Consider the following 25,259-nt stretch of genomic DNA (forward strand, 5'->3'; position numbering starts at 1 on the left):
CGCGTCGTTCGCGCGCGCGCGTCGCCTGCGGCGGGCGCCGCGCGTGAAGGGCGGCATCTGGCTCGTCGCGGCGCTCGTGATCGCCGCGGCAGTCGCGGCGCCGCTCGCGACGCTGATCTGCGCCGCGCTCGACGCAGATTTCGCACACTGGCGTCACCTCGCCGAATTCGTGCTGCCGCAGGCGCTCGCGAACACGCTGCTGCTGCTCGCGGGCGTCGGCGCGATCGTCACGGCCGTCGGCACCGGCTGCGCGTGGCTCGTCACCGCGTACGACTTCCCGGGGCGCCGCGCGCTGACCTGGGCGCTGCTGCTGCCGCTCGCGGTGCCGACCTACATCGTCGCGTTCGCGTATCTCGACCTGCTGCACCCGATCGGCCCCGTGCAGGGCGCGATCCGCTGGCTGCTCGGCTTCGACAGCCCGCGCCAGTTCCGGCTGCCCGACCTGCGCTCGCTGCCCGGCGCGATCTTCGTGCTCGGCTTCGTGCTGTATCCGTATGTCTACCTGAGCACGCGCGCGATGTTCGTCACGCAGTCCGCGAGCCTGCTCGAAGCCGCGCGCACGCTCGGCGCGGGACGCGTCGCGACGTTCTGGCGCGTCGTCGTGCCGCTCGCGCGGCCCGCGATCGCGGTCGGTGCGAGCCTCGCGCTGCTCGAGACGCTGAACGACATCGGCGCGTCCGAGTTTCTCGGCGTGCAGACGCTGACGGTATCCGTCTATACGACGTGGATCACGCGCTCCGATCTCGCCGGCGCCGCGCAGATCGCGCTCGCGATGCTCGCGATCGTCGTCGGCATGATCGCGCTCGAACGCTACGGGCGCCGCCGCCAGCGCTATACGCACGGCCGGCGCATGCGGCCGATCGCGCCGCGCCGCCTGACGGGCCCGGCCGCGTGGAGCGCCGCCACGCTCGGCTGGCTGCCGGTGCTGCTCGGCTTCGGCGCGCCGGCCGCGTATCTCGCGGTCGAAACGGCCAAGCGGCTCCATCTCGTCGGCGGCGTGTCCGCGCAGTTGCTGACGGGGCTCGCGAACACGCTGACGGTCGCGCTCGCCGCCACCGCGGCGACGCTCGCATGCGGGCTGATCGTCGCTTGGGCCGCGCGCACACAACGTGACAGCAGCGGCAGCGGCGGTGGCGCGGGCACAGGCCCGGCGCGCGTCTGCGCACGGATCGCGAGCCTCGGCTACGCGGTGCCCGGCACCGTGCTCGCGATCGGGCTGCTGCTGCCGTTCGCGGCCGCCGACCGCGCGATCGGCGCGCTGCTCGGCCGCGACGGGCTGATCCTGATGGGGTCGGTCGGCGCGCTCGTGATCGCGTACACGGTGCGCTTCCTCGCGATCTCGGCGGGCAGCATCGAAGCGGGCCTCGCGCGCATCCCGCCATCGCTCGAACAGGCGGCCCGCTCGCTCGGCGAGACCGCGGGCGGCACGCTGCGGCGCGTGCACCTGCCGCTGCTGCGGCCCGCGATGACGACGAGCGCGCTGCTGGTGTTCGTCGACGCGATGAAGGAATTACCGGCGACGCTGCTGCTGCGCCCGCTGAACTTCGACACGCTCGCGACCTGGCTGTACGCGGAGGCCGCGCGCGGCACCTACGAGGAAGGCGCGGTCGCCGCGTTCGCGATCGTGCTCGCGGGGCTCGTGCCCGTGATCCTGCTCGCCCGCACCCGTCACAAGATCGGATCCTGACATCATGAACCTGCTCGAACTCGACGCCCTCTGCGTCGCCTACGACACACCCCACGGCCGCCGCACGGTGGTCGACGCGCTGAGCCTCGCGCTGCCCCGCGGCGACATCGGCTGCCTGCTCGGCGCGTCCGGCTGCGGCAAGACGACCGTGCTGCGCGCGATCGCCGGTTTCGAGCCGGTGCGCGCGGGCCGCATCGTGCTCGACGGCGCGCCCGTCGCGTCGCCGTCCATCGACGTGCCGCCCGAGCGGCGGCGCATCGGCATGATGTTCCAGGACTACGCGCTGTTCCCGCACCTGAGCGCCGCGGACAACGTCGCGTTCGGCCTGCGGCGGCAGCCGGCCGCCGAACGGCGCGCGCGCGTCGCCGAGATGCTCGAACTCGTCGGCCTCGCCGATGCCGCGGGTGCCTATCCGCACGAACTGTCCGGCGGCCAGCAACAGCGCGTCGCGCTCGCCCGCGCGCTCGCGCCGTCGCCGGAACTGCTGCTGCTCGACGAGCCGTTCTCGAACCTCGACGTCGATACGCGCGAGCGGCTCGCGTTCGAATTGCGCGACATCCTGAAGCGCACGGGCCACACGGCGATTCTCGTCACGCACAACCAGGCCGAAGCGTTCGCGATTGCCGACCGGATCGGCGTGATGCAGCACGGGCGGCTTGCGCAATGGGACACGCCGTACGCGCTGCATCATCATCCGGCGAGCGCATTCGTCGCCGACTTCGTGCGCCGCGACGCGCTCGCCGACGAACGCGCCCGTGCGCTCGCGCGCGGCGCCGAAGCCGCACTGCACCGCTGACGGTGCCCCGCACGCCGCAGGCGAGGCACCGCGCACTGCGGCAGCCATCACACCGCGCGCTATGCGGGTTCGGCAACGTCGCGCACGGGCAGCGCGGTCGAATACTTGATCTGCTCCATCGCGAACGACGAACTGACGTCGAACAACGGCACCGCGCGGATCAGCTGCTTGTACACGCGATCGTAGTCGTCGATGCCGGCCACCACGACGCGCAGCAGGTAATCGGTCTCGCCGCTCATCCGATAGACCTCGACCACTTCCGGCATGTCGCGCACCGCCTGCGTGAAGCGCTGCGCCCACTCCTCGGTGTGCTGATTGGTGCGCACGGCGACGAACACCGTCGTGCCGACGCCGAGCTTGCGCGGATCGCAGAGCGCCACCTGCGCGCGGATCGCGCCGGTTTCCTTCAGCCGCTGCACGCGCTTCCAGCACGGCGTCTGCGACAGGTTCACGCGTTGCGCGAGCTCCGCGATCGGCAGCGTGGCATCCGCCTGCAGCAGCTCGAGCAGCTTGCGATCGATGGCATCCATTTCCCCGGCCCCTCCTGGATAGAAAATTGTTCTATGCATAGCACATCCCGGGGAACAATATGGAATCCGTGTCTTCGCGTCGACCGGTATAAATACCAATCATGCGTGTGCGTTTCCGTCACGTGCCCGACAACGCAAACGAGAACACGATGCGAACGTCAGCCGCCCTTTCCGTGACCGTGCAGCGCGGCGGGCGAGGCCGCGGCCGTGTCGCTGCACGTGTATGGCGGGTCCGGCGAACGGATCGCGACGATGCGTCAGGCCGAACTGCCGTCTCGCGGCGACGAAACCGAAACCGGCCCCGCGTGGTCTGCGGAACGCGCCGACGCGGAAACCGCCGCAGCGACCGGCACAAGCGGCGCAGCCTCGCTGGCCACCGGGGTCTCGCTGACGTCCGCCACCGGCTCCCCGTGCATTGCCCACGGCGCCCCGACCACCTGCATCTGCGGCACCGGAATTTCGATGCCCGCGGCTTCCATCCTCGCCTTCACGCGCGCGTTGAACGCCCGCATCACGGCCGCCTGCTGCTGCGGTTGCGTGCGGATCTGGCCTTTGACGATCAGCCAGTTCGGCTCGAAGCGGTCGAGCCCCCACACCTCGACGCCGCCGAGCATCAGGCGCCGCACCGTGAAGTCGCTCCACAGGTCGGCGCCCGCGTCGCGGATCAGGTGCGTGAGTGCGTCGACGTCGGCGGACAGCGGCGCGCGCACCTCGAACACCGCGCAGCCGAAATCGCGCGACAGGTTCTTCACGATCTTGATCTGCGAGAACGGAATCGCGTGCAGCGCGCCCTGCCCGTCGCGCAGCCGCACGGTGCGGATCGACAGGTGTTCGACGGTGCCCGCATGCCCGCCGTCGACGTCGATCCAGTCGCCGACCGAGATCGTGTCCTCGACGATGATGAAAAGCCCCGTGATCAGGTCCGACACGAGCGACTGCGCGCCAAAACCGACCGCGAGGCCGATCACGCCCGCACCGGCGAGCAGCGGCGTCACGTTGATCCCGAGGTTCGCCGCTGTGACGACCGCGGCGATCGTCAGGATCGTCATGAACACGACGTTGCGCACGAGCGGCAGCATCGTGCGCGCGCGCACGCTCGGGTTGCGGCCGCGGCGCGCGGCGGCAGCATTGAGCGCCTCGAGAATCGCGGTGTCGACGATGATCCACGTGAGCCACGACACGAACCACGTGACCACGATCGCGGTGACCGCCTGCGCGATCCCGCGCGCGGCGACGCTGTGCTCGACGATCCGCGCGATCGAGATGCCCCACAGTCGCGACGTCAGCTCGACGTAGCCGAGCCAGATCAGCAGCGTCACGAGCGAGCCGGCGAAGCGCACGAGCCGCGCGATGTACGCGGACTGGTTGCGCCGCACGCGGCGATGGGTCGGGTTCGGGCGCGTGATGCGCAGCACGACCGCCGACAGGAAGAACGCGAGCACGAGCAGCAGCGCGGTGACGACCGACGTCTGCAGCAGGTTCGACGACGTGCTGCTGCCCGCGAGCGTGCCCAGCACCGCGGCGAACGCGAGCAGCAGCACCGGCACCGGCCAGACCCACGCGGCAAATTCCGCCATCTCGGTCGTCGCGCGGTGCTGGGTGCGCTGCATATGGCTGCGGTTGCGGATCAGGTGCGCGACGGGCCGCCGGTACGCGAGCGCGAAATACGCGCAGAGCGTTGCGGCCGCCATGTTCGCGACCGTCGCGATCAGGCCCGCGAGATTGGTGCCGAGCTGGTGCGCGATGTCGTAGTTGAGCGCGGCGTCGCCGAGCGCGCCGAACGCGCCGATCACGCGCAGCAGGCGCCACGACCGCTCGATCAGCACGTGCCCCGCCGCCCGGCGATGCCCGGCACTGAACAGCGCGAACATGATCAGGCACAGCGCAGCAAACACCGAGCCCGCCACGATCACGTACGCGACCACGAGCGCGACGATGCGGCCGAGCGATTCCGGCAGGTTTCGGGACATCGCGAACACGACCGCGAACGCGATGATCCATGGCCCGACGCGGCGCAGCGCGAACCTCAGCATCTCGCCCGCGCTAGGGTTCGGATTCAGCTTGATGACGACGCCGGCCCGCGCGGCGAGCCGCTGCTGCAGCCAGATCAGCGCGATTGCGCAGGCGCCCCAGCCGAGCAGCAGCAGCACGAAGTCGAGCACGACGACGCCGAACGACTCGGGCCCTTGGCCGCTGACGATCGTATACAGCTCGTTGCCTGCCGCGTTGAAGCGGCCCGCCCAGTAGCGTGCGGGCGAGTCGCCGTGCTTCATGTTCGCTTCGACGGACGCCATGCCCGACGCGATCGCGCCCCACAGGCCGGCATTCGCATCCGACGCGGCCGATGCGGCTGACGCCGCCTGCGCGGTCTGCGCGACGTCGCGCAGCGCCTTGAGCTGGGACACGAGCGCGGTCCGCTGCCGATCGTTGTCGAGCATGCGGATCACCGCGTTGAACGAACGCGCGATCTCCGCGGCGCTCGCCGGCGATGGCGCGGACGCCGCGGCGGTGCCCGACGCGGCCACGCCCGATGCGGCCGATGCGGACGATGGGGCCCCTGAAGCCCCTGACGCCGATGCAGGCGCGTCGGCCGCAGCCGGCGCGATCAGTTTCTGGAAGGCGGCGAGACCGGGAGGCGTGACGGCGGCGCCGGCCGGCTGCGCGAACGCGAGGCCGAGCGCCGCCGCGCACAACACGATACGGGGCCTGACCCACCCGCGCGCGACGGCGAGCAAGGCCAGCAACACGAGACAACAGGCCGAAAACCTGGCCGAAGAACAGCCCGTTAACCAGCCCGTTATCACCCAGCCCGGAAGATGCAAGGAATCCGAAAGCAAAATGCGATCCTGTCTGGGGAAGCACGGATCGCCTAGTGTAGCCGCAAGTTGCGGTGCGCCCGCCGAAGCGGGTCGCCGGCGGCCTGGCTTCGCCGCCCGCCGGCCGCCCACTTGCTCACTACGCGCTCAGTACGCGACGGTCGCGATCTCGCGCACGAAGCTGCCCTGCTCGAGCGCGTCGACGAACGCGACCGCGTAGTCTTCCGCCGAGATCTTGCTGTCACCGTTCGCGTCGACGATCAGCTTGCCGACACCGGTGCGGAACGTGCCCGTGCGCTCGCCCGGCGCGATCAATGCGGCCGGCGCAAAGAACGTCCAGTCGAGGTCTTCAACCGTACGCAGGTAGTCGAGCGCATCACGGTGTGCGAGCGCGACCGCCTTGTAGGCGTCCGGAAACCCTTCCGCATCGACGAGCTGCTTGCCCGGCGCGACTTCGAGCGAGCCCGCGCCCCCCACCACGACGAGCCGCTTCAGGCCCGCCTCGCGCGTACCGGCGACGAGCGCCCGCGCGGCTGCGACGACCTTCGCCGTGTCGTCCAGCTTCGGGCCGTAGGCGCTTGCGACGACATCATGCCCCGGCAGCGCGGCTGCGATGCTGGCCGGATCGAACAGGTCGGCCGCTTTCGCGTTGACGCCGTCGGCGGTCGCACCGGGCGTGCGCGACAGCGCCGTTACGCGATGGCCGCGTCGCGCGGCTTCCGCCGCGATGCGCGAGCCGATCATGCCGGTGGCGCCAAACAGTGCGATGTTCAAAGGACGTTGCGTCATGTCGTTTCTCCAGAAAGAAAAATATGTAACTTACATAATTACATATAAGAGCGAAAAAAATGGGGTGGTCAACCCCGCGTCGTGCCGGACCCGGTCCGGCTCACTTCACCACCTGCCGGCACTCATCCGCCGGCACCTGCCTGCTGCTGCCGATGCTGCTCGGAATGCAGCACGTCGGCCGTCACGTCGGCCAGCGTGCGGGTTGCGAGCGACGCTTCCATCGCGCGCTGCGCATCGCCAATGTAGTCGGTCAGCACGCCCTGGATGTGCCGCCCCACCAGACATGCGGGATTCGGCGCCTCGCGGTGCAGCGCGAACAGCTGCGCGTCGTCAACCGCCCGGTACACGTCGAGCAGCGTGACATCACCGGGCTCGCGCGCGAGCAGCGCGCCGCCGCCCGCGCCGAGCTGCGACGTGGTCAGCCCCGCGGCCGCCAGCATCGACAGCAGCCGGCGGATCAGCGCCGGGTTCGTGTTGACGCTGCCCGCGATCACGTCGGACGACAGCGGCACGCCTTCCTGCATCGACAGCAAGGCGAGCACGTGGACGGCAAACGCGAACCGGCTGCTGGTATTCATTCCTGACTCACTCGGCGACGCCGGCCCGTACCGGCTTCCAGCGACAATATGCAACCATGATAGTTACATTTCATCATTCGTGCAACCGGCGCGTCACTGCCCGCTGGCGGGCTTCGCTCCGGACGCGCCCTGCGGGTTCCATTGCTGGAGCTTGCGCCCCGCTTCCGCGATCTTTGCACCGGCTTCGGACGCGGCCTGGCCAACGACGGCGGATGCCGCCGCGTTCAACTGCGCCTGCGCGGCGGCCGCGAGGCTGCTGGCCGACAGTGGCGGCACGGCCGACGCAGCGGACGCGATCCCGGCCTTCGCGGCGCCGAGCTGCTGGTTCACCGCGCTCGCGACCTGGTCGATCGCCTGGGTCGCGTGCTTCGCGACGTCGGCGGCCGCGCTCGCGGCCGTATCGGGCGGTGGCGCGGACGGCGCGCCGGATTTCTCGCATCCTGCGAGCAACGCTGCGGCGCACGCGGCAGCGACCAGAACGGGCGCGCTGCGCACCCGCCAAGACTTCATGTTCATCAGCATTCTCCGGCCGCGCGTCGCACGGCCTTCACAATTGGACCGACGTCGATGATACCGCCTGTGCGCGCCGCATTTCGCGGCTGCAGGTTAAAAATGGCTTTCAATTTCGAACTCGTCTGATTCAAACGCGCGGACAGTGGCACTAAAGTGATGCAGCCTCAACTCACATCGCCGCGCTCCCGACGTCCATGCATTTCCTAGTCGACTGGTTCATCGTTCTCGCCGTGCTGACGGCCGCCGCACTGTTTCTGTTCCTGCGCGCGCCGCGCCACCGCTATGCGCCGGAGATCGGCCGCAAGCGCCGCATCGATTCCGCGCGCCTGATCACGCAGGCGATCCTCGGCTTCTGGACAGCCGCGCTGATCGTCGCGCGCGGCATCCTCGGCACGGCCGGCGCCGACGCGTCGCCGGCCGGCTTCGCCGCATTCGCGCTCGCCGCGTTCGGGCTGGCGTCAGTTTCCACCTACTGGACCGTGCTCGCGCTGCGGCTGCGCCGCACTCGCACGCTGTTCACGCGCCACTGACGCGCGAGCCCGGTGCGCACCGCGCACACTGCACTGCACTGCACTGCACTGCACTGCACTGCACCACGTTGCACCATACCGCGCCCGGCGCGCACCAGATCGGCACGCTTCGCACCACACGCGTGCGGCCTCGATCGACGCCACCCCATGGCCGCGCAGCGAAGCACCTGCGCGATTCCCCGGAAAGCCGCACGGGATCGCGCCCTCGCACCATTTCCACGCATCCGTTCACCACGTTGGCTCGATTTTTGCGTTCCTCGCCCACTTTTTGAGCAAGGAAGCTTCGGAATGGATGGTCTGAAATCCGGCGTCGATACACTGTTCCTGTTGATCGGCGCGGTCATGGTGCTCGCGATGCACGCGGGCTTCGCGTTTCTCGAACTCGGCACGGTGCGCAAGAAGAACCAGGTCAACGCGCTCGTGAAGATCCTCGTCGATTTCTCGGTGTCGACCATCGCGTACTTCTTCATCGGCTACACGATCGCGTACGGCGTCGAGTTCTTCGACGACATCGGCACGCTGTCGCAGCACAGCGGCTACGCGCTCGTGCGCTTCTTCTTTCTGCTGACCTTCGCCGCCGCGATTCCCGCGATCATCTCCGGGGGGATCGCCGAGCGCGCGAAATTCAATCCACAGCTCGTCGCGACGCTGATCATCGTCGGCTTCATCTATCCGTTCTTCGAAGGGATCGCATGGAACGAGCGCTACGGCGTGCAGGCGTGGCTCACGCACGCGTTCGGCGCGCCGTTCCACGATTTCGCGGGCTCGGTCGTCGTGCATGCGTTCGGCGGCTGGGTCGCGCTGCCCGCGGTGCTGCTGCTCGGCGCGCGCCACGGCCGCTACGGCAACGACGGGCGGATCGCCGCGCACCCGCCGTCGAACATCCCGTTTCTCGCGCTCGGCGCGTGGGTGCTCGCGGTCGGCTGGTTCGGCTTCAACGTGATGAGCGCGCAGACGCTCGACAAGGTGAGCGGCCTCGTCGCAGTGAACTCGCTGATGGCGATGGTTGGCGGCACGCTCGCCGCGTGGCTAGCAGGCCGCAACGACCCGGGCTTCACGTACAACGGCCCGCTCGCGGGGCTCGTCGCGGTGTGCGCGGGGTCCGACGTGATGCACCCGATCGGTGCGCTCGCGACCGGCGCCGCGGCCGGCGCGCTGTTCGTCGCAATGTTCACCTGCGTGCAGAACAAGTGGCGCATCGACGACGTGCTCGGCGTGTGGCCGCTGCACGGGATGTGCGGCGCGCTTGGCGGCATCGCGGCCGGCGTGTTCGGGCTGCCGGCGCTCGGCGGCCTCGGCGGCGTGTCGTTCGTGTCGCAGCTGCTCGGCACGCTCGGCGGCATCGCGATCGCGCTGGCCGGCGGCACGCTCGTCTACGGCGCGCTGAAAGCGACCGTCGGCCTGCGCCTCGATCGCGAGGCGGAATTCGACGGCGCCGATCTGTCGATCCACCGCATCTCGGCAACGCCTGAACGAGACTGAGCACAACCGAGCGCCAAACCGACGCCCGACGCCCGACGCCCGACGCAACCATACAATTTCAATTCAAAAAACTTTCATCGAGCGCCTATAAACTTCCGCCCAGTTTTCAAATAGCCTTCGCGCCGCTTGCTGTTTGCAAACGCGCGACGGCGATTCTTCCAATAACCGAAACTGGACACCCCATGCCCGCGTTGCCCAATGCTTCCCGTCGACAGGCCCTGAAGATCCTCGCCGGCGCACCGATGCTTCCCCTTTCCGGTCTCGCGCTGCCTGCCCTGCTGACGGGTTGCGGCGGCGACGACAGCCCGGCCGCCACCCCCGCCACCCCCGCGGCCGCGTTCACCGCGGCGACGTTCTCGGCAATGGCCGCGCCGACGCTCGACAATGCGGCGGCGATGGCGGCGACGACGGTCGGCTCGACGCTGTCGGTGTCCTTCTCCGACGGCACGTCGCGCAACTTCAAGCTCGCGTACAAGCCGTTCTTCGTAACGGGCGACATGGTGCCGGACGGCAAGGGCGGCACGATCCTCGCGGGCGGCTACTACGACATCAACAACCAGCCGATCATCGACCGTTCGGTCGCGGGCAAGGAACGCCAGTTCTATTCGGACTGCCCGGACGGCAGCTCGCTGCTGACGCTGAAGAACGCGAGCGTGCCCGGCGTGAAGGGCAACACGGTGTTCGCAGTCGTGCAGTTCGAATACACGACGCGCGACCAGGCGAGCGTGTCGCAGTACGGCCAGCTGCCGTCGCCGATCGCGGTGCTGACGCTCGACCAGGATCCGGCGACCGGCGCGCTCAAGCTCGTCAAGTACCACAACGTCGACACGTCGAAGGCACACGGCCTATGGATCACCTGCGGCGCGAGCCTGTCGCCGTGGGGCACGCATTTGTCGAGCGAGGAATACGAGCCGGACGCGACGAAGGCCGCGACCGATGCGCAATTCAAGGCATTCAGCAAGAACACGTTCGGCGACGCAACGAAGGCCAATCCTTATCACTACGGCCACCTGCCGGAGATCACCGTCAATCCGGACGGCACGGGCACCGTGAAGAAGCACTACTGCCTCGGCCGCATCTCGCACGAGCTGATCCAGGTGATGCCGGACCAGCGCACCGTGATGATGGGCGACGACGCGACCAACGGCGGCCTCTTCATGTTCGTCGCCGACAAGGCGGCCGACCTGTCGGCGGGCACGCTGTACGTCGCGAAGTGGACGCAGACGTCGTCGGCGGGCGCGGGCTCCGCGACGCTCACGTGGCTCAAGATCGGCCACGCGACGAGCGCCGAGATCGAGGCGCTCGCGAACACGCTGAAGGCGTCGGACATCATGGACGTCGCGACGACCGATCCGGCCGACGCGAGCTACACGAAGATCCATTTCGGCGGCAAGTTCAACTGGATCCGCGTGAAGCCGGGCATGGAAAAGGCCGCCGCGTTCCTCGAGACGCACCGCTACGCGGCGCTGATCGGCGGCAGCATGGCATTCACGAAGCTCGAAGGCACGACGGTGAATGCGAAGGACAAGATCGTCTACACCGCGATGTCGCGAATCGAGACGTCGATGGTCAAGGGCAACGCGGTGTCGCGCGACGTCGCGCTCGACAAGAAGATCGCCGCGGGCGCGACCTACGCGCTGAACCTGAAGGGCGGCCAGCGCGACACGTCGGGCGCCGCGATCGACAGCGAGTGGGTGCCGGTCGACATGAGCGCGCCGGCCGCGCTGGTCGGCGAGGACCTCGCCGCCGCCGACGCGCTCGGCAACCTCGCGAACCCCGACAAGGTCGCGAACCCCGACAACCTGAAGTTCTCCGAGAAGCTGCGCACGCTGTTCATCGGCGAGGACTCGGGCATGCACGTGAACAACTTCCTGTGGGCGTACAACGTCGACGCGAAAACGCTCACGCGCGTGCTGTCCTGCCCGGCCGGCGCCGAATCGACGGGCCTGCACGCGGTCGACGAGATCAACGGCTGGACCTACATCATGAGCAATTTCCAGCACGCGGGCGATTGGGAATCGCCGCTGCACGACAAGGTCAAGCCGACGCTCGACCCGCTCGTGCGCGCAAACTTCAAGGACCGGTTCGGCGCGAGCGTCGGCTACCTGACGGCCGAGCCGACGAGCATCAAGCTCGCGAAGGCCTGATCGCAGCGGCGGGACTTCCGCTCCCGCCGACAACGGACTCCGGCCTCATCCGTTTTCGTCACGTTTCATTCGTCGGCTCCACGCCGTCTTTCGCGCGATGCCTTTGCGGGCATCGCGCTTTTTTTTGCGCGTGAAGAAGTCCACACCGGGCATGCGCCGGGTGTTTGCGTGGGCGAATTTCGAGGAGGGGGATAATACGGGCCTGACGTGTCGCGGCGGACAGGCAAAAAAAAGCGCCACGGAGACCGTGGCGCTAAAAAAGTTCTAGCCATTCCGAGGGCCGTGCTAGAACCTGAGAGACTGCGCGAAACACCGTTGTCGATTAAACTGCGAAACGATGTTTCGAAAACGTGAGCCATTCTTTACGTTTCCGACCGGCAAGTCAAGCGGTATTTGCACCAATCAATGCAGTTTACAGCGGCGAAAGCTTCGGCGTTTTCCTAATAAACCAAGGGTGAACCCGTAAAATCCCATCGGATGACCGGTTCACTCGCAGAACATGCATTTTTTGACAATCATCGTACGATTGCAAGAAAATTGAAATACAGTTTCGGAAATTGAGAGAACCTCCCGTGTCGATACCCGTGCCTCCTCCTGCTTCCCGCGAACGCGAATCGTCGCCCGACGAGATTACCGCGCTTGCGCGCGGCCTTGCCGTGCTGCGCCGAATCGCCGCCGCCGACGCGCCGGTCAGCAACCGCGAGCTGACCGAACTGACCGGCATCCCGAAGCCGACCGTGTCGCGGATCACCGCGACGCTCGTCAGCGCCGGCTTCCTGTTCCAGCTGCCGGACAGCGAACGCTTCGTGCTGACCGCGTCGGTGCTCGAGCTGAGCCACGGCTTCCTGCGCAACTTCGACATCCGCGCGCGTTCGCGGCCGTTCATGATCGAGCTGGCCGAACACACGTCGCTGTCCGTGCACCTCGCGGTACGCGACCGGCTCGACATGGTCGCGATCGACGTGATCCGGCCGCGCTCGGCGGTGCTCGTCACGCGGCTCGAGATCGGCTCGCGGATGGACATCGCGCGCACCGCGGTGGGCCGCGCGTATCTCGCCGCGCTCGAGGACGACGAGCGCGGCGCGCTGATCGACGCGCTGCGGGCCGCGGCCGGCGACGACTGGCCGCACGTGTTCGCACGGCTCAACCCGGCGCTCGACGACGCGACCCGCATGGGCCACTCGATCGCGATCGGGGAATGGCGCGAAGGCCTGAATGCGGTCGCCGCGGGCTTCGTCGGACCGTCGGGCCAGCGCTACTCGGTCAACTGCGGCGGCGCATCGCACCAGTGCCCGCCGGAATGGCTCACTGAACACGTCGTGCCGGCACTGCACGAGTGCATCGCCAAGATTACCCGGGAAATCGGCGGCGCGCCCGCGCGCCGCCGCGCCGCCTGACCGTTTTGTCATCCTGCTGTCGCGTTCTGTAACGACCGTAACCCGTTGAAAGATAGCGCACTGGACTCTATCGGGGACGGGACGTAGCATCATGCCCATCGCCGCGCCGCATCCGCGGTGCGCACGCTCTTTTCCCGCGCGGATCGGGGGCCGGGCCGGCCCGCCTGATGCCGCATGCACGCCCACGCGCGACCCGCTTTGCAGCGCGCCGCGTCGTCATCAAGACAGAACCGATGGACAATCAACAAAAGCCCACGCCCCCCGCGCGCGAACCTGCGCCCGCCTCCACCGCCGCGCGGCGCCCGCGCCGCAAGCTGATGGCTGGCGCGCTCGCGCTCGTCGTGATTGGCGGCCTGCTGTGGTGGCATCCGTGGCGCAGCGCGCCCGCCGGCCCGGCCGGCCCGGACGCCGGCGGCGGCCGCAGCGGCCGCGGCGGTCCCGCCGCGATGGCGAACGTCCCGCAGCCCGTGCAGGTCGCGACCGCGACGCACGGCGAGATGCCGATCGTGCTGTCCGCACTCGGCACCGTGACGCCGCTCGCGAACGTGACGGTGAAGACGCAGCTTTCGGGCTACCTGCAGTCCGTCGCGTTCCAGGAAGGCCAGATCGTGAACAAGGGCGACCTGCTGGCGCAGATCGACCCGCGCCCTTACCAGAATGCACTCGAGAACGCCGAAGGCACGCATGCGCGCGACGAGGCGCTGCTCGCGACCGCGCGCCTCGACCTGAAGCGCTACCAGACGCTGCTCGCGCAGGACTCGATCGCATCGCAGACGGTCGACACGCAGAAGTCGCTCGTCAAGCAGTATGAAGGCACCGTGAAAACCGACCAGGCAGCGATCGATACGGCCCGGCTGAACCTCGTCTACGCGCGCATCACCGCGCCCGTGTCGGGCCGCGTCGGCCTGCGCCAGGTCGACCCCGGCAACTACGTGACGCCGGGCGACACGAACGGCATCGTCGTGATCACGCAGCTGCAGCCGATGAGCGTGATCTTCACGACGTCCGAGGACAACCTGCCGTCGATCCTCAAGCAGGTGAACGCGGGCAGCAAGCTGTCGGTGACCGCATACGACCGCAGCAACACGACCCCGCTCGAGACTGGCTCGCTCGCGACGCTCGACAACCAGATCGACACCACCACCGGCACGGTCAAGCTGCGCGCGACCTTCGATAACAAGGAAGGCCTGCTGTTCCCGAATCAGTTCGTCAACACGCGGCTGCTCGTCGACGTGATCCACGACGCGACGATCGTGCCGACCTCGGCCGTGCTGACCGGCTCGATCGGCCAGTTCGTCTATATCGTGAAGCCGGACAACACGGTGACGGTGCGCAAGGTCAAGATCGGCCCGGTCGACGGCGAGCGCACGAGCATCGTCAACGGCGTCGCGGTCGGCGAACGGGTCGTCACCGACGGCTCCGACCGCCTGCGCGAAGGCTCGAAGATCACGATCCCGGTCGACAAGGCGAAAGGCGCGGGGGGCGCGTCCGGCGCGCGTGGCGCGAGCGCGGCATCGAGCGCATCGGGCGCAGCGGGCGCGAAAGGCGGCGGCCACCGCGGCCAGCATCACGGCGGCGCATCGCAGGCGCCTGCCCAATAACGCGCGGGCCGCCTGATGAATCCGTCCCGCATCTTCATTCTCCGGCCGGTCGGCACCGCCCTCCTGATGGCGGCCATCATGCTGGCCGGCCTCGTCGCGCTGCGCTTCCTGCCGCTCGCGGCGCTGCCCGAAGTCGACTATCCGACCATCCAGGTCCAGACCTTCTATCCGGGCGCGAGCCCCGAAGTGATGACGTCGTCGGTGACGGCACCGCTCGAACGCCAGTTCGGGCAGATGCCGTCGCTGAACCAGATGTCGTCGCAGAGCTCGGCCGGCGCGTCGGTGATCACGCTGCAGTTCTCGCTCGACCTGCCGCTCGACATCGCCGAGCAGGAAGTGCAGGCCGCGATCAACGCGGCCGGCAACCTGCTGCCGTCCGATCTGCCCGCGCCGCCGATCTACGCGAAGGTCAACCCGGCCGACGCACCGGTGCTGACGCTCGCCGTCACGTCGAAGACGCTGCCGCTCACGCAGGTGCAGGACCTCGCCGACACGCGGCTCGCGATGAAGATCTCGCAGGTCGCGGGCGTCGGCCTCGTCAGCCTGTCGGGCGGCAACCGCCCCGCCGTGCGGATCCAGGCGAACCCGACCGCGCTCGCGCAGTACGGGCTGAACCTCGACGATTTGCGCACGACGGTCTCGAACCTGAACGTCAACACGCCGAAGGGCAACTTCGACGGCCCGACGCGCGCGTACACGATCAACGCGAACGACCAGCTGACGAGCGCCGACGAGTACCAGAGCGCCGTTGTCGCGTACAAGAACGGCCGCCCCGTGATGCTGACCGACGTCGCGAAGATCATCGACGGCTCGGAGAACACCAAGCTCGGCGCGTGGGTCGACTCGGAACCGGCGATCATCCTGAACGTGCAGCGCCAGCCGGGCGCGAACGTGATCCAGACGGTCGACGCGATCAAGGCGCAGCTGCCGAAGCTGCAGGAATCGCTGCCCGCGGCGCTCGACGTACACATCGTCACCGACCGCACGACGATGATCCGCGCCGCAGTGCGCGACGTACAGTTCGAGCTCGGGCTCGCAGTCGCGCTCGTCGTGCTGGTGATGTACCTGTTCCTCGCGAACGTCTACGCGACGATCATCCCGAGCCTGTCGGTGCCGCTGTCGCTGATCGGCACGCTCGCGGTGATGTACCTGTCCGGCTTCTCGCTGAACAACCTGTCGCTGATGGCGCTGACGATCGCGACCGGCTTCGTCGTCGACGACGCGATCGTGATGATCGAGAACATCGCGCGCTACGTCGAGGAAGGCGATTCGGCGCTCGAAGCGGCGCTGAAGGGCTCGAAGCAGATCGGCTTCACGATCATTTCGCTGACCGTGTCGCTGATCGCGGTGCTGATTCCGCTGCTGTTCATGGGCGACGTGGTCGGGCGCCTCTTCCACGAGTTCGCGATCACGCTCGCGGTAACGATCGTGATCTCGGCGATCGTGTCGCTGACGCTCGTGCCGATGATGTGCGCGAAGCTGTTGCGCCACTCGCCGCCGCCCGAGAGCCACCGCTTCGAGGCGCGCGTGCACCTGGCGATCGACTGGGTGATCGCGCGCTACGCGGTCGCGCTCGAATGGGTGCTGGACCGCCAGCGCTCGACGCTCGTCGTCGCGGTGCTGACGCTCGTGCTGACGGGCCTGCTCTACGTGCTCGTGCCGAAGGGCTTCTTCCCGCCGCAGGACACCGGCGTGATCCAGGCGATCACGCAGGCACCGCAGGCGATCTCGTACGGCGCGATGGCCGAGCGGCAGCAGCAGCTCGCGGCCGAGATCCTGAAGGATCCGAACGTCGAGAGCCTGACGTCGTTCATCGGCGTCGACGGCACCAACATCACGCTGAACAGCGGGCGGATGCTGATCAACCTGAAGGCGCGCGACCAGCGCAAGGAGACGGCGGCCGAGATCATCCGCGACCTGCAGCAGCGCGTGTCGCACGTGCCGGGCATCTCGCTCTACATGCAGTCGGTGCAGGACCTGACGATCGATTCGACCGTCAGTCCGACGCAATACCAGTTCATGCTGACGAGCCCGAACCCCGACGAGTTCGCGACCTGGGTGCCGAAGCTCGTCGCGCGCCTGCAGCAGGAGCCGTCGCTCGCCGACGTCGCGACCGACCTGCAGAACAGCGGCCAGTCGGTGTACGTCGAGATCGACCGCGCGAACGCCGCGCGCTTCGGCATCACGCCCGCGACAGTCGACAACGCGCTCTACGATGCGTTCGGCCAGCGCATCGTGTCGACGATCTTCACGCAGTCGAACCAGTACCGCGTGATCCTCGAGTCCGCGCCGAAGGAACAGCACTACGCGCAGTCGCTGAACGACCTCTACCTGCCGTCCGCGGGCGGCGGCCAGGTGCCGCTCGCGTCGATCGCGACGTTCCACGAGCGGCCGTCGCCACTGCTCGTGTCGCACCTGTCGCAGTTCCCGTCGACGACGATCTCGTTCAACCTCGCGCCGGGCGCGTCGCTCGGCGAGGCGGTGAAGGCGATCGGCGCGGCCGAGCAGGAGATCGGCCTGCCCGCGTCGTTCCAGACCCGCTACCAGGGCGCGGCGCTCGCGTTCCAGGCGTCGCTGTCGAACCAGCTGTTCCTGATCCTCGCGGCGATCATCACGATGTACATCGTGCTCGGCGTGCTGTACGAGAGCTACATCCACCCGATCACGATCCTGTCGACGCTGCCGTCGGCCGGCGTCGGCGCGCTGCTCGCGCTGATGCTGACCGGGCACGACCTCGACATCATCGGCATCATCGGCATCGTGCTGCTGATCGGCATCGTGAAGAAGAACGCGATCATGATGATCGACTTCGCGCTCGAGGCCGAGCGCGCGGAAGGCAAGCCACCGCGCGAGGCGATCTACCAGGCGTGCCTGCTGCGGTTCCGGCCGATCCTGATGACGACGCTCGCCGCGCTGCTCGGCGCGGTGCCGCTGATCGTCGGCTCCGGCGCCGGTTCCGAGCTGCGCCAGCCACTCGGCATCGCGATCGCCGGCGGCCTGATCGTGTCGCAGGTGCTGACGCTGTTCACGACGCCCGTGATCTATCTCGGCTTCGATTCGCTCGCGCGCCGCGTGCGCGGCTGGTTCGAACGCCACGGCCCCGCCGCCGGCCCGCGCACGGATGCGTAAGTAAATGAACCTGTCGCGCCCCTTCATCACCCGGCCTGTCGCGACGACGCTGCTCGCGCTCGGCGTCGCGCTCGCGGGCCTGTTCGCGTTCATCAGGCTGCCCGTATCGCCGCTGCCGCAGGTCGATTTCCCGACGATCCTGGTGCAGGCGTCGCTGCCCGGCGCGAGCCCAGAGACGGTCGCCACCAGCGTGACGAGCCCGCTCGAGCGGCACCTCGGCTCGATCGCCGACGTCAGCGAAATGACGTCGACCAGCACCGTCGGCAACGCGCGGATCATCCTGCAGTTCGGCCTGAACCGCGACATCGACGGCGCCGCGCGCGACGTGCAGGCGGCGATCAATGCCGCACGCGCCGACCTTCCCGCGGCACTGAAGAGCAACCCGACGTACCGCAAGGTCAACCCGGCCGACTCGCCGATCATGGTCGTGTCGCTGACGTCCGAAACCTCGTCGCCCGCGAAGCTGTACGACGCGGCGTCGACGGTGCTGCAGCAATCGCTGTCGCAGGTCGAAGGCGTCGGCCAGGTGTCGGTCAGCGGCTCGGCGAACCCGGCCGTGCGCGTCGAGCTCGAGCCGCAGGCGCTGTTTCATTACGGCATCGGGCTGGAAGACGTGCGCGCCGCGCTCGCGTCGGCGAACGCGAACAGCCCGAAGGGCGCGATCGAATTCGGCCCGCAACGCTTTCAGCTCTACACGAACGACCAGGCATCGGAGGCGTCGCAGTATCGCGATCTCGTCGTCGCGTACCGCAACGGCTCGGCGGTGCGGCTGTCGGAGCTGTCCGACGTCGTCGATTCCGTCGAGGACCTGCGCAACCTCGGCCTCGCGAACGGCAAGCGCGCGGTGCTCGTGATCCTGTACCGTTCGCCCGGCGCGAACATCATCGAGACGATCGACCGCGTGCGCGCGGCGCTGCCGAAGCTGACCGCCGCGCTGCCCGCCGACATCGAGGTGACGCCCGTGCTCGACCGGTCGACCACGATCCGCGCATCGCTGAACGATACCGAGCGCACGCTGCTGATCGCGGTCGGCCTCGTCGTGATGGTGGTGTTCCTGTTCCTGCGCAACTGGCGCGCGACGCTGATCCCGAGCGTCGCGGTGCCGATCTCGATCGTCGGCACGTTCGGCGCGATGTACCTGCTCGGCTTCTCGATCGACAACCTGTCGCTGATGGCGCTGATCGTCGCGACCGGCTTCGTCGTCGACGATGCGATCGTCGTGCTCGAGAACATCACGCGCCACATCGAGAACGGCACGCCCAGGTTGCAGGCCGCGTTCGACGGCGCGCGCGAGGTCGGCTTCACGGTGCTGTCGATGAGCCTGTCGCTGGTCGCGGTATTCCTGCCGATCCTGCTGATGGGCGGCATCGTCGGGCGGCTGTTCCGCGAGTTCGCGCTGACGCTGTCGCTCGCGATCGCCGTATCGCTCGCGGTGTCGCTGACCGTCACGCCGATGATGTGCGCGCGGCTGCTGCCGGAGGTGCACGACAAGCGCGACGAGGGCCGCTTCGCGCGCTTCCTCGAGCATTGCTTCACGTCGCTGCAGCGCGGCTACGAGCGCTCGCTGTCGTGGGCGCTGCGCCATCCGCGGCTGATCCTGCTGACCCTCCTCGCGACGGTCGTCCTGAACGGCTATCTGTACTACATCGTGCCGAAGGGCTTCTTCCCGCAGCAGGATACGGGGCTGATGATCGGCGGCATCCAGGCCGACCAGAGCACGTCGTTCCAGGCGATGAAGCTGAAGTTCTCCGAGATGATGCGCATCGTGCAGCACAATCCGAACGTGAAGAGCGTCGCCGGCTTCACGGGCGGCTCGCAGACCAACTCGGGTTTCATGTTCGTCACGCTGAAGGATCGCACCGAGCGCAAGCTGTCGGCCGACCAGGTGATCCAGCAACTGCGCCGGCCGCTCAGCGACGTCGCGGGTGCGCGCACGTTCCTGCAGGCCGCGCAGGACATCCGTGTCGGCGGCCGGCAGAGCAGCGCGCAATACCAGTTCACGCTGCTCGGCGACTCGACCCCCGAGCTGTACAAGTGGGGGCCGTTGCTGACCGAAGCGCTGCAGAAGCGCGCCGAGCTGGCCGACGTGAACTCCGACCAGCAGCAAGGCGGCCTCGAGGCGATGGTGACGATCGACCGCGCGACCGCGGCGCGGCTCGGCATCAAGCCCGCGCAGATCGACAACACGCTGTACGACGCGTTCGGCCAGCGGCAGGTCTCGACGATCTACAACCCGCTGAACCAGTACCACGTGGTGATGGAGGTCGCGCCGAAATACTGGCAGAGCCCGCAGATGCTGAACCAGGTCTGGATCAGCACGTCGGGAGGCAGCGCGAGCGGCGCGCAGACGACCAACGCGGCGGCCGGCACCTACGTCGCGACGAAGGCCGGCGCGTCGAGCGCGGGCACTGCCGTGCAGAGCGCCGCCGCGATCGCGTCGGATTCCGCGCGCAACCAGGCGCTCAACTCGATCGCGGCGAGCGGGAAGTCGAGCGCGTCGTCGGGTGCGGCCGTGTCGACGTCGAAATCGACGATGGTGCCGCTGTCGGCGATCGCGTCGTTCGGGCCGAGCACGACGCCGCTGTCGGTCAACCACCAGGGGCTGTTCGTCGCGACCACGATCTCGTTCAACCTGGCGCCGGGCGTGTCGCTGTCGCAGGCGACGCAGGCAATCTACGCGACGATGGCCGGGATCGGCATGCCGCCGACGATCCACGGCAGCTTCCAGGGCACCGCGCAGGCGTTCCAGCAGTCGCTGGGCAACCAGCCGATCCTCATCGTGGCGGCGCTGATGGCCGTCTACATCGTACTCGGCATCCTGTACGAGAGCTACATCCACCCGATCACGATCCTGTCGACGCTGCCGTCGGCCGGCGTCGGCGCGCTGCTCGGCCTGCTGCTGTTCAAGACCGAGTTCAGCATCATCGCGCTGATCGGCGTGATCCTGCTGATCGGTATCGTGAAGAAGAACGCGATCATGATGGTCGACTTCGCGATCGATGCGACGCGCAACGGCGGCAAATCGTCGTTCGACGCGATCCACGAGGCGTGCCTGCTGCGCTTCAGGCCGATCATGATGACGACGATGGCGGCGCTGCTCGGCGCGGTGCCGCTCGCGTTCGGCAGCGGCGACGGCGCCGAGCTGCGCGCGCCGCTCGGGATCGCGATCGCGGGCGGCCTGATCGTGTCGCAGATGCTGACGCTTTACACGACGCCGGTCGTCTACCTGTACATGGACCGGCTGCGGGTGTGGGCCGAGAGGCGGCGCGGGCGGCGGCCGTCGGGCGGCGCGGCGGTCGCGGGAGAGTGACGGCGGTCGCCTTGAACGCGGGTGGCAATCGACTATCGTGAGTCCATGCACACCGCCGTGCGCTTCCCGGGGACACACCATGAACGTCCAGCTGAACCATACGATCGTCTGGTGCCGCGACAAGCTCGCGTCGAGCCGGTTCCTGACGGAGCTGCTGGAACTGCCGCCGCCGATCCCGTTCGGATCGATGCTGGTCGTGCAGCTCGACAACGGCGTGTCGCTCGACTTTTACGAACGGGCAGGCGACATCACGTCGCAGCACTATGCGTTCCTGATCGACGAAACCGCGTTCGACGCGGTCTTCACACGGATTCGCGACCGAGGGCTGCCGTACTGGGCCGATCCGTCGAAACGGCACGCCGGCGAAATCTACCGGCACAACGGCGGCCGGGGCGTGTATTTCGACGATCCGGACGGTCATTTCCTCGAAGTGATGACCCGGCCGTATGCACTGAACGGCTAGCGTTGCAGGCAGTCCGGCGTTGCACCGGCCGACGTCGGGCGACGCAGGCGCCGCCCTGCTACTCGCGCCACCCGGCAGGCGCCGGGCGTGGCCGCATCCGGCGCGCGCCGTCGGGCGAACCGGCGCGGCAGGCGGCCTTCACTCCGCGGCCGGCGCGGTCTTGCGCGGACGGCGCGCGCGCGGCGCCGTCTTGCGGGCAGGCTTTTTCGGCTTCGCATCGGCAGCCGCCTCGGCGAATGCTTCGGCCGGCGTGGCCGCTTCCGGCTGCGGCTCCACGGCGGCGGTGATCGCCGCCTTCGTGCCTGCCGGCCTCGCGTCGGCATGTGCGCTGTCGACAAACATCTCGACCTGCGGCGCGTCCGCGTGCTTCCCGTCGCCGTGCTTGTGCTCGCCGTGCTTGTGCTCGCCGTGCCTCGCGTCGGCATGCTTGGCGTCAACGTGTTGCTCGTCGCCGTGCCGCTCGTCGGCTTCCTTCGCGACAGCTTGCTTCGCGCCGGCTTCCTTCGCGTCCGTCCCGTCCGTCCTCTTCGCGCCGCCCTTCTTCGTCGCGACCTTCTTCGCCGCGCTCTTGCGCGCACGCTTGCGGCTGTCCTTCTTCTCGTCGTGCGCGTCACCCGGGCCGGCGGCCGCGTCCGCGCGCCCCGCCGCTTCCGGCGCGGCAGCTTCCACCGCGTCGCGCTCGGCCGCCTCGGCCACGACCGGCGCCGCCGCTTCCTGCGCATGCGCGGCGCCGTGCCGCCCGTGGCGGCGCTCGCGCTCGGCGTGCACCGGCTCGACCGCCCGCGCGTCGTCCTGCGCGATCGGCACCTCGACAGGCGCCGCCGACTCCACCGCCGCGGCCTGGCGCGCGCGCGACACGAACGCGCCCGACTTGTCGTCGCGGCCGACCTCGAGCAGGCCGCGCGCCTGCGCCTCGTCGAGCAGGTTGCCGAATGCGCGGAAGCCGTAATACGACTCGTTGAAGTCCGGCTTGCGGCGCTTGATCGCGCTCTTCAGCACCGACGCCCAGATCTTGCCGACGTCGTCGCGCTCCGACGCGAGCGCGTCGAAGGTCTCGACCGCGAGCGCGATCGCCTCGGCCCGGCGCACTTCGAGCTCCGGCTTGCGGGACGGCTCGTCGGGCCGCTTCGCACCGCCGTTGCCCACCCGCTGCTGCTCGCGCTTCGCGAGCGCGCGCTGCTGCTCGCGCACGAGATCGTCGTAGAAGATGAATTCGTCGCAGTTCGCGACCAGCAGGTCCGACGTCGATTTCTTCACGCCGACACCGATCACCTTCTTCGCGTTCTCGCGCAGCTTCGACACGAGCGGCGAGAAATCCGAGTCGCCGCTGATGATCACGAAGGTGTCGACGTGCGACTTCGTGTAGCACAGGTCGAGCGCGTCGACGACGAGCCGGATGTCGGCCGAGTTCTTGCCCGACTGCCGCACGTGCGGGATCTCGATCAGCTCGAAGCTCGCCTCGTGCATCGCCGCCTTGAACCCCTTGTAGCGATCCCAGTCGCAATAGGCCTTCTTGACGACGATGCTGCCCTTCAGCAGCAACCGCTCGAGCACCGGCTTGATGTCGAACTTTTCGTACTTCGCGTCGCGCACGCCGAGCGCGACGTTCTCGAAGTCGCAGAACACCGCCATGCTGACGTTATCGAGGGGTAATGCCATGTGTACTCCAACCGGTTGGCCGACGCGTTGAATTGCGTAGCGGCAGAAAATGCGTCGCGCACATGATAGCCGGTCGGCGGGGTCTCACCCGCGATAGTTGCACGCGGGCAGCTCCGCGTCGCCGGTACGCCGCCGCAGGTACGCCCCCATTTCGCTATCCGCCGGCGGGCCAAATCGACATACACTTGAGTATCGGTCGTCCGTCCCCATCTGGACTGGCGACGCATCGATCAAGGAGCGGTTTCATGACGATCAAGGTACTGCTGATTGGCGCCGCCGGCCGCACCGGCCAGGCCTGTGCCGATCTTTTGCTCGAGCAGCCTGAATTCGAGGTCACGGCGCTGGTGCGCCGGCACGGCTATACGCTGCCGGGCGCGAAGGTGATCGAGGCCGACCTGACGGACGACTTCTCGCACGCATTCCAGGGCATCACGCACGTGATCTACACGGCCGGCTCTGCCGAGTCGGAAGGCGCGACCGAGGAGGAGCAGGTCGACCGCGACGCGGTCGCGCGTGCGGCCGACTATGCGCTCGCATTCAACGTGCAGAAGCTGGTCGTGATCAGTTCGCTGTCCGCGTACTGGCCCGAGCGCAGCCCCGACGCGCTGCGCCACTACTCGCAGATGAAACGCGAAGGCGACGAGCGCGTGATCGCATCAGGCGTCGACTACGTGATCCTGCGGCCAGGCCCGCTCGCGGACGGCCCGGGCGTCGGCAAGATCGCGCTGACCGAGGAGCGACTTGACGACGCACCGCCGGTGTCGCGCCAGGACGTCGCCTGGGCCGCGATCGAGGCGATCAAGCTCGGGATCTCGAGGAAGACGATCGGCTTCGTCGGCGGCAGCGTGCCGATCGAGCAGGCGCTGCGCGCATGACGCCCGCGGGCGCCGCCGCACCGGCCGCGCCCGCCGCCACGCCCACCCCGCGGCATGCCCGCGGGGCGGGCGTCCCTTTCGTTCCTTTCGTCCCGCCCGTTCGTCCCCGCCGTTCACCCCCTTTACTGCTTCGGGTGCGCGTCCGCCCACGCCTTGACCGCCGCGAGCGTGTTCTCGACGTGCTTGTCCGGCGACAGGCTCGTGTACTCGTACAGCACCTTCCCCTCCGGCGAAATCACGTAGGACACGCGGTTCGCGCGGCTGATCGCGGGCAGCTTCGCGTCGTACTCACGGATGATCTTCGCGTCGGGATCGGCCGCGACCGGAAACTTGCTGCGGCACTCGCTGACCGAAAACTTCGCCAGCGTGCCGATATCGTCTGCGGATACGCCGATCACGGTCGCGCCATATGCGCTATAGCGGCCGACCGCGTCCGCGAACGCGTGCGCCTCGATCGTGCAGCCCTTCGTGAACGCGGCCGGATAGAAGTACAGCACCACCGGCCCGCGCTTCAGCGCGTCGGCGAGCGAATATGTATAAGTCTTGCCGCCCAGCGACGCCTGCGTCGTGAAATCCGGCGCCCGATCGCCCGGCTTCAGTTCCGCGTGCGCACTCAGCGCATAGCCCGCGACGAGCGTCGCCGCCGCGGAACACACCATCGACACCATCAGTTTTCGCTTCATCTGCGTCCTCATTTCTTATAAAGTCAGCCTCGATGCGTGACGTGCCGGCGTTCGCCAGTCGAACGTCGGCGCACCATCTGGGTGCGCGCGGCCCAAGTCCCGGAGGGCCGCGCGTTAAAGATTTCGCGTGGTCTGCCGTTATTCCTCCCGGACAACCGGTTCCAGCCCTTCACGTCAGCGAGAAACATGGAAGCCAACAGGAAACAGACGCCACGCAAGGGCTCCTGGCGTAGCGCCTTGCATACGCTGCGCCGCTTCGCCTGGTCAGGCGGCG

The 25,259-nt window shown here is 68.3% G+C and carries 18 protein-coding genes; 11 read left to right on the plus strand and 7 right to left on the minus strand.

Annotated elements, in window-relative coordinates:
- Window positions 1-25 precede the first annotated feature (25 nt).
- Window positions 26-1,687, plus strand: coding sequence for an iron ABC transporter permease (locus DID96_RS08865; protein ID WP_124599116.1), 1,662 nt, complete (start codon window positions 26-28; stop codon window positions 1,685-1,687).
- A 4-nt stretch (window positions 1,688-1,691) separates the two neighbouring features.
- Window positions 1,692-2,483, plus strand: a complete 792-nt coding sequence (locus DID96_RS08870; RefSeq protein ID WP_124598986.1) for an ABC transporter ATP-binding protein — start codon at window positions 1,692-1,694, stop codon at window positions 2,481-2,483.
- Between the two features lie 59 nt (window positions 2,484-2,542).
- Here DID96_RS08870 and DID96_RS08875 read toward each other — a convergent pair whose 3' ends face one another.
- From DID96_RS08875 to DID96_RS08895, 5 genes are all read right to left on the minus strand, one after another.
- Complete coding sequence (locus tag DID96_RS08875; RefSeq protein WP_124598987.1) at window positions 2,543-3,013, minus strand: Lrp/AsnC family transcriptional regulator; 471 nt, start codon at window positions 3,011-3,013, stop codon at window positions 2,543-2,545.
- Between the two features lie 257 nt (window positions 3,014-3,270).
- Window positions 3,271-5,760: a mechanosensitive ion channel family protein gene (locus DID96_RS08880; RefSeq protein ID WP_260463830.1), complete on the minus strand. Its 2,490-nt coding sequence runs from the start codon at window positions 5,758-5,760 to the stop codon at window positions 3,271-3,273.
- Window positions 5,761-5,976: 216 nt separating this feature from the next.
- Entirely contained in the window at window positions 5,977-6,618 is a 642-nt protein-coding gene (locus DID96_RS08885) for an NAD(P)-dependent oxidoreductase (protein ID WP_124598988.1), read from the minus strand.
- A gap of 122 nt (window positions 6,619-6,740) precedes the next feature.
- Window positions 6,741-7,196 carry an Rrf2 family transcriptional regulator gene (locus DID96_RS08890; RefSeq protein WP_124598989.1) on the minus strand — a complete coding sequence of 152 codons (456 nt, stop codon included), beginning with the start codon at window positions 7,194-7,196 and terminating at the stop codon, window positions 6,741-6,743.
- Window positions 7,197-7,289: 93 nt separating this feature from the next.
- Window positions 7,290-7,712, minus strand: coding sequence for a hypothetical protein (locus DID96_RS08895; protein WP_124598990.1), 423 nt, complete (start codon window positions 7,710-7,712; stop codon window positions 7,290-7,292).
- A 191-nt stretch (window positions 7,713-7,903) separates the two neighbouring features.
- On the opposite strand from DID96_RS08895, the gene DID96_RS08900 reads away from it, so the two are divergent.
- The 8 genes from DID96_RS08900 (at window position 7,904) to DID96_RS08935 (ending at window position 21,768) form a co-directional block, all read left to right on the plus strand.
- Entirely contained in the window at window positions 7,904-8,239 is a 336-nt protein-coding gene (locus tag DID96_RS08900; protein ID WP_124598991.1) for a hypothetical protein, read from the plus strand.
- Between the two features lie 288 nt (window positions 8,240-8,527).
- Entirely contained in the window at window positions 8,528-9,721 is a 1,194-nt protein-coding gene (locus DID96_RS08905; protein ID WP_124598992.1) for an ammonium transporter, read from the plus strand.
- Window positions 9,722-9,903: 182 nt separating this feature from the next.
- The gene (locus DID96_RS08910; RefSeq protein ID WP_124598993.1) at window positions 9,904-11,868 is read left to right on the plus strand and encodes a PhoX family phosphatase; all 1,965 of its coding nucleotides are present in this window, start codon (window positions 9,904-9,906) and stop codon (window positions 11,866-11,868) included.
- 572 nt (window positions 11,869-12,440) lie between these two features.
- The gene (locus DID96_RS08915; protein WP_124598994.1) at window positions 12,441-13,265 is read left to right on the plus strand and encodes an IclR family transcriptional regulator; all 825 of its coding nucleotides are present in this window, start codon (window positions 12,441-12,443) and stop codon (window positions 13,263-13,265) included.
- Window positions 13,266-13,498: 233 nt separating this feature from the next.
- Window positions 13,499-14,866, plus strand: coding sequence for an MdtA/MuxA family multidrug efflux RND transporter periplasmic adaptor subunit (locus tag DID96_RS08920; RefSeq protein WP_124598995.1), 1,368 nt, complete (start codon window positions 13,499-13,501; stop codon window positions 14,864-14,866).
- Between the two features lie 15 nt (window positions 14,867-14,881).
- On the plus strand, window positions 14,882-17,995 hold the full coding sequence (locus DID96_RS08925; RefSeq protein WP_124598996.1) for an MdtB/MuxB family multidrug efflux RND transporter permease subunit: 3,114 nt from the start codon (window positions 14,882-14,884) through the stop codon (window positions 17,993-17,995).
- Window positions 17,996-17,999: 4 nt separating this feature from the next.
- Complete coding sequence (locus DID96_RS08930; protein WP_124598997.1) at window positions 18,000-21,305, plus strand: efflux RND transporter permease subunit; 3,306 nt, start codon at window positions 18,000-18,002, stop codon at window positions 21,303-21,305.
- Window positions 21,306-21,384: 79 nt separating this feature from the next.
- Window positions 21,385-21,768, plus strand: a complete 384-nt coding sequence (locus tag DID96_RS08935) for a VOC family protein (protein ID WP_124598998.1) — start codon at window positions 21,385-21,387, stop codon at window positions 21,766-21,768.
- Between the two features lie 138 nt (window positions 21,769-21,906).
- Here the strand turns inward: DID96_RS08935 and DID96_RS08940 are convergent, their stop codons facing one another.
- On the minus strand, window positions 21,907-23,427 hold the full coding sequence (locus DID96_RS08940; RefSeq protein WP_124598999.1) for an NYN domain-containing protein: 1,521 nt from the start codon (window positions 23,425-23,427) through the stop codon (window positions 21,907-21,909).
- Window positions 23,428-23,672: 245 nt separating this feature from the next.
- On the opposite strand from DID96_RS08940, the gene DID96_RS08945 reads away from it, so the two are divergent.
- Window positions 23,673-24,302: an SDR family oxidoreductase gene (locus DID96_RS08945; protein WP_185732204.1), complete on the plus strand. Its 630-nt coding sequence runs from the start codon at window positions 23,673-23,675 to the stop codon at window positions 24,300-24,302.
- Between the two features lie 122 nt (window positions 24,303-24,424).
- Here DID96_RS08945 and DID96_RS08950 read toward each other — a convergent pair whose 3' ends face one another.
- Window positions 24,425-24,985 carry a peroxiredoxin gene (locus DID96_RS08950; protein WP_124599000.1) on the minus strand — a complete coding sequence of 187 codons (561 nt, stop codon included), beginning with the start codon at window positions 24,983-24,985 and terminating at the stop codon, window positions 24,425-24,427.
- Window positions 24,986-25,259: the final 274 nt, after the last annotated feature.

Source organism: Burkholderia sp. Bp8963, from assembly GCF_003854275.1.
Taxonomy (GTDB): domain Bacteria; phylum Pseudomonadota; class Gammaproteobacteria; order Burkholderiales; family Burkholderiaceae; genus Burkholderia.

What these genes read in the sequence shown, in the direction of transcription:
- DID96_RS08870 (WP_124598986.1), top strand. Translation starts at nt 1,692, where the DNA reads ATGAACCTGCTCGAACTCGACGCCCTCTGCGTCGCCTACGACACACCC.
- DID96_RS08875 (WP_124598987.1), bottom strand. Translation starts at nt 3,013, where the DNA reads ATGGATGCCATCGATCGCAAGCTGCTCGAGCTGCTGCAGGCGGATGCC.
- DID96_RS08885 (WP_124598988.1), bottom strand. Translation starts at nt 6,618, where the DNA reads ATGACGCAACGTCCTTTGAACATCGCACTGTTTGGCGCCACCGGCATG.
- DID96_RS08890 (WP_124598989.1), bottom strand. Translation starts at nt 7,196, where the DNA reads ATGAATACCAGCAGCCGGTTCGCGTTTGCCGTCCACGTGCTCGCCTTG.
- DID96_RS08895 (WP_124598990.1), bottom strand. Translation starts at nt 7,712, where the DNA reads ATGAACATGAAGTCTTGGCGGGTGCGCAGCGCGCCCGTTCTGGTCGCT.
- DID96_RS08900 (WP_124598991.1), top strand. Translation starts at nt 7,904, where the DNA reads ATGCATTTCCTAGTCGACTGGTTCATCGTTCTCGCCGTGCTGACGGCC.
- DID96_RS08905 (WP_124598992.1), top strand. Translation starts at nt 8,528, where the DNA reads ATGGATGGTCTGAAATCCGGCGTCGATACACTGTTCCTGTTGATCGGC.
- DID96_RS08910 (WP_124598993.1), top strand. Translation starts at nt 9,904, where the DNA reads ATGCCCGCGTTGCCCAATGCTTCCCGTCGACAGGCCCTGAAGATCCTC.
- DID96_RS08920 (WP_124598995.1), top strand. Translation starts at nt 13,499, where the DNA reads ATGGACAATCAACAAAAGCCCACGCCCCCCGCGCGCGAACCTGCGCCC.
- DID96_RS08925 (WP_124598996.1), top strand. Translation starts at nt 14,882, where the DNA reads ATGAATCCGTCCCGCATCTTCATTCTCCGGCCGGTCGGCACCGCCCTC.
- DID96_RS08930 (WP_124598997.1), top strand. Translation starts at nt 18,000, where the DNA reads ATGAACCTGTCGCGCCCCTTCATCACCCGGCCTGTCGCGACGACGCTG.
- DID96_RS08935 (WP_124598998.1), top strand. Translation starts at nt 21,385, where the DNA reads ATGAACGTCCAGCTGAACCATACGATCGTCTGGTGCCGCGACAAGCTC.
- DID96_RS08940 (WP_124598999.1), bottom strand. Translation starts at nt 23,427, where the DNA reads ATGGCATTACCCCTCGATAACGTCAGCATGGCGGTGTTCTGCGACTTC.
- DID96_RS08945 (WP_185732204.1), top strand. Translation starts at nt 23,673, where the DNA reads ATGACGATCAAGGTACTGCTGATTGGCGCCGCCGGCCGCACCGGCCAG.
- DID96_RS08950 (WP_124599000.1), bottom strand. Translation starts at nt 24,985, where the DNA reads ATGAAGCGAAAACTGATGGTGTCGATGGTGTGTTCCGCGGCGGCGACG.